The sequence below is a fragment of the Nocardia sp. NPDC019219 genome (assembly GCF_040632645.1).
Lineage (GTDB): Bacteria > Actinomycetota > Actinomycetes > Mycobacteriales > Mycobacteriaceae > Nocardia > Nocardia sputorum.
Map to the genome: position 1 here is coordinate 614,020 of NZ_JBEYCG010000002.1, position 9,419 is coordinate 623,438.

The 9,419-nt window shown below is 69.2% G+C and carries 11 protein-coding genes; 6 read left to right on the forward strand and 5 right to left on the reverse strand.

What is annotated here, in order from left to right; genetic code table 11:
* Positions 1 to 9 precede the first annotated feature (9 nt).
* Both ABZ552_RS07410 and ABZ552_RS07415 read right to left on the reverse strand, forming a co-directional pair.
* Complete coding sequence (locus ABZ552_RS07410) at positions 10 to 618, reverse strand: hypothetical protein (protein ID WP_281917920.1); 609 nt, start codon at positions 616 to 618, stop codon at positions 10 to 12.
* Between the two features lie 352 nt (positions 619 to 970).
* Positions 971 to 1,120, reverse strand: a complete 150-nt coding sequence (locus tag ABZ552_RS07415; protein ID WP_357435992.1) for a hypothetical protein — start codon at positions 1,118 to 1,120, stop codon at positions 971 to 973.
* Between the two features lie 840 nt (positions 1,121 to 1,960).
* Here ABZ552_RS07415 and def point away from each other — a divergent pair.
* From def to ABZ552_RS07435, 4 genes are all read left to right on the forward strand, one after another.
* Positions 1,961 to 2,527, forward strand: coding sequence for a peptide deformylase (gene def / locus ABZ552_RS07420; RefSeq protein WP_281879093.1), 567 nt, complete (start codon positions 1,961 to 1,963; stop codon positions 2,525 to 2,527).
* On the forward strand, positions 2,527 to 3,450 hold the full coding sequence (gene fmt / locus ABZ552_RS07425; RefSeq protein ID WP_281879094.1) for a methionyl-tRNA formyltransferase: 924 nt from the start codon (positions 2,527 to 2,529) through the stop codon (positions 3,448 to 3,450). The genes def and fmt overlap by 1 nt, the downstream gene beginning before the upstream one ends.
* 236 nt (positions 3,451 to 3,686) lie before the next feature.
* The gene (locus ABZ552_RS07430; protein WP_357436041.1) at positions 3,687 to 5,117 is read left to right on the forward strand and encodes a transcription antitermination factor NusB; all 1,431 of its coding nucleotides are present in this window, start codon (positions 3,687 to 3,689) and stop codon (positions 5,115 to 5,117) included.
* 92 nt (positions 5,118 to 5,209) lie between these two features.
* Positions 5,210 to 5,518, forward strand: coding sequence for a hypothetical protein (locus tag ABZ552_RS07435; protein ID WP_281917921.1), 309 nt, complete (start codon positions 5,210 to 5,212; stop codon positions 5,516 to 5,518).
* A gap of 6 nt (positions 5,519 to 5,524) precedes the next feature.
* On the opposite strand, the gene ABZ552_RS07440 is transcribed toward ABZ552_RS07435, so the two are convergent.
* Positions 5,525 to 6,298: an RNA polymerase sigma factor SigF gene (locus ABZ552_RS07440; RefSeq protein ID WP_281919548.1), complete on the reverse strand. Its 774-nt coding sequence runs from the start codon at positions 6,296 to 6,298 to the stop codon at positions 5,525 to 5,527.
* A gap of 89 nt (positions 6,299 to 6,387) precedes the next feature.
* The gene (locus ABZ552_RS07445) at positions 6,388 to 6,810 is read right to left on the reverse strand and encodes an anti-sigma factor (RefSeq protein ID WP_159837698.1); all 423 of its coding nucleotides are present in this window, start codon (positions 6,808 to 6,810) and stop codon (positions 6,388 to 6,390) included.
* Between the two features lie 96 nt (positions 6,811 to 6,906).
* On the opposite strand from ABZ552_RS07445, the gene rpe reads away from it, so the two are divergent.
* Positions 6,907 to 7,563 (forward strand): ribulose-phosphate 3-epimerase, encoded by a 657-nt coding sequence (rpe, locus tag ABZ552_RS07450; protein ID WP_281919549.1) that lies wholly within the window; start codon positions 6,907 to 6,909, stop codon positions 7,561 to 7,563.
* A gap of 6 nt (positions 7,564 to 7,569) precedes the next feature.
* Here rpe and ABZ552_RS07455 read toward each other — a convergent pair whose 3' ends face one another.
* A complete protein-coding gene (locus tag ABZ552_RS07455; protein WP_357435995.1) occupies positions 7,570 to 8,040 on the reverse strand; it encodes a hypothetical protein in 471 nt (156 codons plus the stop codon).
* 530 nt (positions 8,041 to 8,570) lie between these two features.
* Here ABZ552_RS07455 and ABZ552_RS07460 point away from each other — a divergent pair.
* Positions 8,571 to 9,194 (forward strand): riboflavin synthase, encoded by a 624-nt coding sequence (locus ABZ552_RS07460; protein ID WP_281879097.1) that lies wholly within the window; start codon positions 8,571 to 8,573, stop codon positions 9,192 to 9,194.
* Positions 9,195 to 9,419: the final 225 nt, after the last annotated feature.

Consider the following 9,419-nt stretch of genomic DNA (forward strand, 5'->3'; position numbering starts at 1 on the left):
CTGGTGAGATCAGGCGTTGGCGTAGCCACCGGCATTCCACACCAACCAGCGGAACTGCTGCGGGGCGAATGCCTGGCGAGCCGGAACACCCGAGGCCGGAGAATGCGGCCAGAACGCTACACCGCACCGATGGCAATAGAAACCGGCCTGCCACACCGCATGCGCGGTGGAACGTCCTCGAACGATCCGTCCGTTGCGGCGAATACGGCACACCGCGACAGTGAGCATGACAGCGCCAGGCGCTGCTAACCCCCCGAGGAACATGACCATGGCCAGGGCCGCAACCCAGTGCGATACCCCGGGCACGGGATGTGCGATCCCAGCGATCGCCGGAACGATCCCTGACATCGCTGGAACTAGCAGTACCAGTGCGAAGAAGGTCAGCCACCCAGCGGGGGTGCGGGCGGGCTCGCGGGCGAGGCTTTGGGCGAGTGCTGTGGTGTGGGTGCGGTCGACGGTGGCAGTGCCGAACACCGGCACCAGGCCAGTCGAGGCGACTCCCACACCGGAATAAACGCCTGTCCCGAAGCTGGTCGACACGCCATCGGCATGCAGAGCGGGCACACTCTGCACCCAGTCGAGTTGATGGCAGTGCGGACACGTCAGATAGACATTCATACGGGCAACACCCTCCCGGGCCGTTGCGCTGTAGCGGCGTGTCTGTGGTGCAGGTACCTGCAACGAGAACTCCCAGGTATGCAACACCCTCCAGCATCGGCTGTCGAGAGACATATGTGAGCTTCCGCATCGATAAGTCCCTCTAGTCATTGGCTCATAAGTCGATTCGCCTGTGTCGGCGAGCAGCCCGCTGCGTTCGTAATAGCGCAGTGTCTGGGCCTTCACCCCCCGTGGCGGCGGCAACTGGCTGGTGCGCAACCCGGTCAACGCCGATCCCCGCCGATCGCAGCATCCACCCGCGCCGCCAGTGCGTCAAGAACTTCGACCTCGCTATCGGGGACCTCGATGCGCATCAAGTGCCCGGTGATGGTGGCTCGAAGGTGAAGGCGGACAACGAGCAGTACCCGGACTCACGGGCGGCCAGCTCTCCGGCGGTCGCCTCGGCGCCGGCGTCCAGCAGCGGCTCCAGTCGCGTGCGCGCCGGGCAATCGGTGCGCTGCACGGACTCGGCGAAGAACGGTCGAACTCCGCGACCCGAACCGGTTGCTCGGTGGTGGGCAGGGTGTACGAGTCCGGCACCCAGTCTTCGGAGGGGGCGTCAGCATCGCATGACGCCCACGGTAAGCCTGTACTTGGGTGCAGGATGCAACCCCATCCAGTGAATTCGGCGACACAAGACCCTTGCGCCGAGTCGTCATCCAGCGCGGTCCGCGGCCCATGCGTAGCTAGGGCATCCGCGCTGTCGAGAGTGGCGGGTTGCAGTTGCGCCACGGCGAGCCTGCTAGCGCGCTGTGGGCGAGGCAGCCGGACATCGGCCACCGCCAGCTGCGGGCTGAGGCGCGGAATCTCCGCGCGAACTGCTACGTACGGCAGGGTGCGAACTGCTACGTACGGCAAGGAAGGAAGGTTCCGACTCTGCATCGATGATCGTCTGCGGGCGGCGGATTTCGGCGCACCGACTCGGCTGGTTCAGTGCGGACCGGTGGCTGCGATGCGCTGAGCACCTGGTTGATGGGTGGTGACGCCGTCACCACTTCGCTGGTGACGCCGTCATCACCGCGGCAGTCGAAACTGCTCTGACCTGCGGTGTTGACGCCGTCACCAGAATCCCGTTCCGTTCGGTACGGGAATGCACCGATGCGTTGTGAACCCGCAGGTGAGAAGCAGGTCAGGTGTCATCGACGGGTCGCTGACCAGGGATTTTCCGGGCGGCCGGGCGGAGGGATCGACACCCCGCCCGGACCGCATAGGATTTCTACCAGCTTCTGGCTGGTGAATCGGGGATTTCCGGTCGTCTCACTAGAATGGGGCGACCGTATTCGTCCGCTTCCGGGAGCCAGCCGTGACCATCCAGCCCGTTCGCCTGTTCGGCGATCCCATCCTGCGTGCCCGCGCCGCGGAGGTCACCGCGTTCGACCGTGAGCTGCGGCAGCTGGTGACCGACCTGACCGAGACCATGCACGACGACGGCGGTGTCGGGATGGCCGCGCCGCAGATCGGGGTCGGGCTGCGCGTGTTCGTCTACGACACCGGCGACGCCGCGGGGCATCTGGTCAACCCGCAGTGGGAAGTCCTCGGCGACGAGGAGCAGGTCGGGCCGGAAGGCTGTCTGTCGATTCCCGGGGTGCGCTACGACACCCGGCGGGCCTTGCGCGTGCGGGCCTCCGGGGTGGACGTCGACGGCGCGCCGGTCGTGTTCGAAGCCGAAGCGCTGCTCGCGCGGTGCGTGCAGCACGAGACCGATCATCTCGACGGGGTGCTGTTCATCGATCGCCTGGACCCGGCCCAGCGCAAGGAGGCGATGCGGGTGATCCGCGAATCCGATTGGTTCGCAGCGGGATTGACGGTGCGCCCGGCACGCTCGATGAGCGGTGCGGGCCGGCCCAACCCGTTCGGAGCGGGCCGCTGATGCGCGTCGTCTTCGCGGGGACTCCCGAACCGGCGGTTCCGTCGTTGCGGCGTCTGCTGGAGTCGTCGCGGCACGAGGTCGTCGCCGTGGTGACGCGGCCGGACGCGGTGGCCGGGCGCGGCCGGAAGGTGACCAGGTCGCCGGTCGGCCTGCTGGCCGACGAGCACGGCATCCCGGTGCTGACCCCGGGGCGGCCCTCGGAGCCGGAATTCGTCGCGCGGCTCACCGAACTCGCGCCCGACTGCTGCCCGGTCGTCGCCTACGGTGCGTTGCTGCCCCAGCCGGTGCTCGACATCCCCCGGTTCGGCTGGATCAACCTGCATTTCTCGCTGTTGCCCGCGTGGCGTGGCGCGGCGCCGGTACAGGCCGCGATCGATGCGGGCGACGAGATCACCGGCGCCTCCACCTTCCAGATCGAGGCCGGGCTGGACACCGGTCCGGTCTTCGGCATGGTGACCGAGAAGATCGCCGTGACCGACACCGCGGGCATCCTCCTGGAGCGGTTGGCCGACAGCGGCGCCCGTCTGCTGGAAGCGACGCTGGACGGGGTGGAAGACGGGACCTTGCAGGCGGTACCGCAGTCCACGGACGGCGTCTCGTACGCGCCCAAGGTCGGTGTCGAGGCCGGGCACGTGCGCTGGGATCAACCGGCGCTGGCCATCAGCAGGCGGATTCGCGCGGTCACCCCCGCTCCGGGGGCCTGGACCGAGGTCGGCGGCACCCGGCTGAAGCTGGGGCCGGTCGAGCTGGTCGAGGAGGAGCTGCCGGAACGCGTGATCGAGGTACGCAAGTCCGGCGTGTACGTCGGCACCGCCACCACCGCGGTGCGGCTCGACCAGGTACAGCCGCAAGGCAAGCGCATGATGGCCGCGCTCGACTGGGCGCGCGGCGCCCGTCTGCAGCCGGGCGCGGTGGTCGAATGACGCCGCGCGGCAATCGTCCCGGCGACGACAACGCACGCAACCGGCGGCGCGAAGAACGAGAGTCGGCGCCGAACCGCGCCGGGGAGGGCCGGGCCCACGCGCAGGGCGGCGCGCGGCAGCAGAACCGCGACGGTGGAGGCCGGTCCCAGACGGGCGGTCAGCGCTCCGGCAGCGGGCGAGCCGAGCCGGGCGGCCGGGATCGCGACGAACGGCGCGGTTCCACGGGACGACGTGCGGTGGCGGGTCGATCCGACCGATCCACCGCCGGGCGTCCGGCTGCCGCGAGATCCGCGGGTCAGGGTGCCAAGGCCGCCGGGCGGTCGCAGCGCAGAGAACCCGCCGATCAGCCGCGGTCCGCCGCCAGGGATGTGCTGCGTGCGGTCCGTGAGCGCGACGCGTACGCCAACCTCGTGCTGCCCGCGTTGCTGCGGGAACGGGGATTGTCCGGGCGCGATGCCGCATTGGCCACCGAACTCGCCTACGGCGCGTGCCGGTCGCTGGGGCTGCTGGACGCGGTGATCGCCGAAGGCGCGGGCCGGTCGATCGAGGAGATCGACGGACCGTTGCTCGACGTGCTGCGGCTGGGCGTCTACCAGCTGTTGCGTACCCGGATCGGCGCGCACGCCGCCGTGGACACCTCCGTGGCGCTGGCCCGCTCCGAATTCGGCGCGGGCAAGGCCGGTTTCGTCAACGCCGTGCTGCGGCGCGCGGGGGAGAAGACCCCCGAGCAGTGGGTCGAGGCGCTCGCGCCCGCCGACCCCGTCGGCCGGTTGGCGTTCGAGTACGCGCATCCCCCGTGGATCGCGCAGGCGTTCGCCGACGCGCTGGGGGCGCGCGCGGCGGAACTGCGCGAGGTGCTCGCCGCCGACGACGCCCGCCCGCTGGTGCACTTGGTGGCCCGCCCGGGCGACATCACCGCGGAGGAACTCGCGCTGGTGACCGGCGGCGAGGAAGGCCGCTGGTCGCCGTACGCGGTCTACCTGGAGGGTGGTGATCCGGGCAAACTCGAGCCGGTGCGCGAGGGCATGGCGGCGGTGCAGGACGAAGGCAGCCAGCTGGTCGCGCTGGCGTTGACGAGGGCCGAACTCGACGGCCCTGACAACGGGCGCTGGCTGGATCTGTGCGCCGGACCGGGCGGCAAGGCCGCGCTGCTCGGCGCGCTTGCCGCGATCGACGGTTTCCGGGTCGACGCGGTCGAGCCCGCCGCCCACCGCGCCGAGCTGGTGCGCAAGGCCGTGCACGACCTGCCGGTGGACGTCCATGTCGCCGACGGCCGAGCCAGCGGGCTGACCCCCGGTTACGACCGCATCCTGGTGGACGCGCCGTGCACCGGCCTCGGGGCGCTGCGCCGCAGGCCGGAGGCGCGCTGGCGGCGTACCCCGGCCGACGTCCGGGAACTCGTCGTCTTGCAGCGCGAATTGATCACCGCAGCATGGGATCTGCTGCGTCCCGGCGGGGTCGTGGTGTATTCGACCTGCTCGCCGCACCTACCGGAGACGGTGTCGATCGTCGCCGACGCGGTGCGCCGCCTCGGCGCCGAACAGCTCGACACCCGGGAGTTGCTCCCCGGCGTCACCGATGTCGGGGACGGACCGGGAGCGCAGCTGTGGCCGCACCGGCACGGCACCGACGCCATGTTCCTGGCCGCTTTGCGCAAACCGCGCTGAGCGGCATTCCATTCGTCCAAGAGCCGGGCGCGTCGTTCTGCCGCACCTCAGGAGGATGACGGTGACCTGGCACGACGTGGTCCGGATGGCGGGTGCCGGAGGTCGCTGAATCCATCTGGTGGCGCAGCCCGGCCCTGAAGGTCGGCGGCAAGGGCTTCGCGCGCCTGCGCGCCGAGGCCGCAGACGTTCTCGTGTCGGCCTGCGACCTCGCCGAGAAGGAGGCGCCGCTCGTGTCCGGCGATCCGGCCTGCTACACCACGCCGCACTACGACGGTGACGCCGACATCCTGATCGGCCTGGATCGGGTGCGTCCGCCCAGCTGCGGGAACTGCTCGATGCCGCGTTGGTGGCTCACCGCTCCCGCGAAAGTGCGCGAGCTGCGGGCGCGCGACCCCCGCTGAGCCCGCTCACTCCCGGCTGGACTGTTCCCGCAGCCGGGCAAGGGTTTTCGCGAGGATGCGCGAGACGTGCATCTGCGAGATGCCCATCTGGTGCGCGATCTGGGTCTGGGTCATCGACTCGAAGAACCGCATGGTGAGGATGCGCCGTTCCCGCTCGGGCAGCCCGGCCAGCAGCGGGCGGATCGCGACGTATTCCTCGACCCGATCGAACTGGGATTCCTCCTCACCGAGGGTGTCCAGCAGCGAAGCGTCGGTGTCGCGGCCGAGCGTTGCGGCGTCGATCGAACTCGGCTGGTAGGCGTTGCCCGCGATGACCGCCTGGGTCACCTCGTCCGGATCGACGTCCAGCTCCGCGGCGATCTCCTTCGCCGTCGGCGAGCGGCCGAGGGTCTGGGAAAGACTGTCGATCGCCGCGCCGATGCGTAGGTGCGTCTCCTTGACCCGGCGCGGCACTCGCATCGCCCAGGTGTTGTCGCGGAAGTACCGGCGAACCTCGCCCATGATGGTCGGCACCGCGAAAGACAGGAAATTCGAGCCGCGGTCCACGTCGAAACGGTCCACCGCGTGCACCAAGCCGACGCGCGCGACCTGGGTCAGGTCGTCGAACGGCTCGCCGCGCCCGCTGAACTTGCGGGCGATGTGATCGGCGAGCGGAATGCAGCGGCTGATCAGCTCCGCGCGCAGGGCGTTGTGCCGCGCAGTGCCGCGTTCACTGGCCGCCAGCTGCTCGAAGAGCAGCCCGACGTCGTCGTAACCGGGAACCGTGCCCGCCGCCTCCAGGGTTTCCTCGGCATCGACGGTGTCCTCGGTGGTCAGCGTGTCGGCGTCGTCATCGCGCTGGGAGTCGTACACGGTGTCTTCGTCCGCCACTACGCCTTCCCCCGGACCCGACGGAACTCGACCGTCGTCGGGTATCCGGAAATCGTCGTGTCGAACGAATCCTGTGTCGCCTCCACCGCGTCGGTGAGAGTGCGCAGCACATGCCACCCGAAGCTGCGCTGGTCGGGCAGGCCCGGCTTCTCCGCGATGCCCTCGACCCGGACGAGCAACTCGGTGTCACCGACGGTGAACCGGCAGTTCAGGCTCGTTTCCGGGGCGGCGACCGCGATCAGCGTCGAGCAGACCTCGTCGACGGCCAGCCGGATGTCGGCCACCTCGTCCAGCGTGAAATCGCTGAGTAGGACAAGTGTTTCGGCGAGCCCACGCACGATGGGCAGTTGTGTCACCGACGCCGCCACCCGAATCTCCACCGGGGTGCTGTAGAGCCCCTGTTCCGCCGAAATATTGATCACCCTATGCAGGCTACCCACTCCCGCGCTGGGCAACCCTGGGTACCGTTAGACTCCGGCGTTGTGTCCAACCCGACTTACCCGCGTCCGGCCGCTCCGATGATCGCCCCCTCCATTCTGTCCGCCGACTTCGCGCACCTCGCGGACGAAGCCCAGGCCGTCGCAGGCGCCGACTGGCTGCACGTCGATGTGATGGACGCGCACTTCGTGCCGAATCTCACGCTCGGTCTCCCCGTGGTGGAGAGCCTGCTGAAGGCGACCGAGATTCCGCTGGACTGCCATCTGATGATCGAGGATCCGGGCCGCTGGGCGCCGCCGTACGCGGAGGCGGGCGCGCACAATGTGACCTTCCACGCGGAGGCGACCGACGATCCGATCGCGGTGGCCCGTGACATCCGCGCCGCGGGCGCCAAGGCGGGGCTCTCGGTGAAGCCCGGCACGCCGATCGAGCCGTACCTGGAGATTCTGCGCGAATTCGACACGCTGCTGGTGATGAGCGTGGAACCGGGCTTCGGCGGGCAGTCGTTCATCCCGGAGGTGCTGCAGAAGGCGCGCATCGTGCGGAACCTGGTCGATGCCGGGGAGCTGCGGCTGCTGGTCGAGATCGACGGCGGCATCAACGCCGACACCATCGAGGCGGCCGCGGAGGCCGGTGTGGACTGCTTCGTCGCCGGTTCCGCGGTCTACAGCACGGCCGACCCCGGGGCCACCGTGCAGAAGTTGCGCAGTCAGGCGGCCTCGGCGTGGGCCCACTGAACGGCGCTATCCGGCTCGGCTGCCGCGCGCCGCGATCGTACGAATCGTCTCGATCACCGCGCTGATCGGCGGGCGGCGAGCCCCGGCCTCGGGTGACCGGATCCATACGCGGTATCCCGTGCGCTCGTCGTCCGGTGACGGCAGCACCACTTGGCTGCCCGTGCAGGCCACCGCCGCGTACAGGCGGAACAATTCGGCCGAGACCGCCGGGGTGATCGCGTCGGGTCCGGCGGGCCCGGTGAGAAAGGTCCAGTGCCTGGCCCGCGGATGGTCGACGACCGGGCCCGCGATTCCATCCTGAACGAGTTGGCGCAGCACTTGCTCGCCGAGTTCGGCGGGCATGGTGACGGCGCCGTAGTCGACGCCGATCTGCAGCAGAATGCGATGCGAACCCGGATCCATCGATGCGGGGAGCTGGAATTCGCGCCGATACCGTGAGCAGCGAATTTCCGGCGTCGAATCGAGAAATGTGGTCACACCGCGCCCCCAGCTGTGTCCGACTCGATTTGTTCCACTGTTTCTCCGGCTTTCTCGAGGGGTGAACCCGTGCGGCAGGCTTCCCGGTCGACCGCCACATGACCTGGTGGAGCGGCTCATCGGACTGCTCTGGCGGAAAGTTGAACGCGAGAAGTCGGCCGCGTAACGATATCGCCTCCCGTCTCATCGGAGTGCGGAATCTGCGTTATAACCGCGTTTCGTTCGGGTATCGAGTAGAAATCGGCAAACGCCCCACGGGATAAATAGATTCATGCGGTACGGCGAAGCTCTCGAATGATCATCCGATCCCTCGTTCCGGTGTGAGCGCGGCGCGTGCGGACAACTTTCATTCCATTTTGGATGGGACCGGCCGGTTCCGGATGGCTCGGCCCGCCCGGCGGTCCGCTTCCGAGCGGCCCGCGCCGCTGTCGACCGCGACTCCGCGTCACTAGGCTGAGGGCACGGGAATAGCGGCCGGTCTCCGCGCTGTTGCGCAACCGGAAGACAACGACGACAGGAAGTCAGGGCACATGTTCACAGGCATCGTCGAGGAGCTCGGCGAGATCGTCGCCAGCGAACAGCTGGCCGACGCCGCGCGGCTGACGATCAAGGGCAAGCTGGTGACCTCCGATGCCGGGCACGGCGATTCGATCGCCGTGAACGGGGTGTGCCTGACCGTCGTGGAAGTGGTCGGCGGCGACTCCTTCACCGTCGATGTCATGGCGGAGACGCTCAACCGCTCGAGCATCGGCAAGCTCGATGTCGGCGCGAAGGTGAATCTCGAGCGCGCCGCGGCGCTGAACAGCAGGCTCGGTGGCCACCTGGTGCAAGGGCATGTGGACGGCACCGGCACCGTGCTCTCGCGCACCCCGTCGGAGAACTGGGACGTGGTGCGGATCTCGCTTCCCGAGAACATCGCCCGCTACGTGGTGGAGAAGGGTTCGATCACCGTGGACGGCATCTCGCTCACCGTCTCCGGCCTCGGCGTCTCCGACGGACCCGCCGAAGCGGGCAGCCGGGACTGGTTCGAGGTCTCGCTCATCCCCACCACCCTCTCGCTGACCAACCTGGGCTTCGCCACCGTCGGCACCACCGTCAACCTGGAAGTCGACGTGATCGCCAAGTACGTCGAGCGCCTCCAGCAGCGCGGCTGACCGTGACCGCTCCGCTCGTCCGCGCCGACCCGGACGAGGGTGCGCGGCGCCACCGGCGCGCGCGAGGCAGCTGTGCCGCAGTGCTGTCCGCCCAGCCGCCCCGAGGAGTCGCGGTGATCGGTCGAGCGGCAGGCCCGGCGTCGTCCGAGCGAAGCGAGACCGAGCATGTGCCGTTCGCGGCCCGGCTCGCGTCCGAGCGGCCGCCGCGTCCGCGACGAAGTCGCC

Coding starts and splice junctions, on each gene's coding strand:
- ABZ552_RS07410 (WP_281917920.1), bottom strand. CDS start 618: ATGAATGTCTATCTGACGTGTCCGCACTGCCATCAACTCGACTGGGTG.
- fmt (WP_281879094.1), top strand. CDS start 2,527: ATGCGCGTCGTCTTCGCGGGGACTCCCGAACCGGCGGTTCCGTCGTTG.
- rpe (WP_281919549.1), top strand. CDS start 6,907: ATGATCGCCCCCTCCATTCTGTCCGCCGACTTCGCGCACCTCGCGGAC.
- ABZ552_RS07460 (WP_281879097.1), top strand. CDS start 8,571: ATGTTCACAGGCATCGTCGAGGAGCTCGGCGAGATCGTCGCCAGCGAA.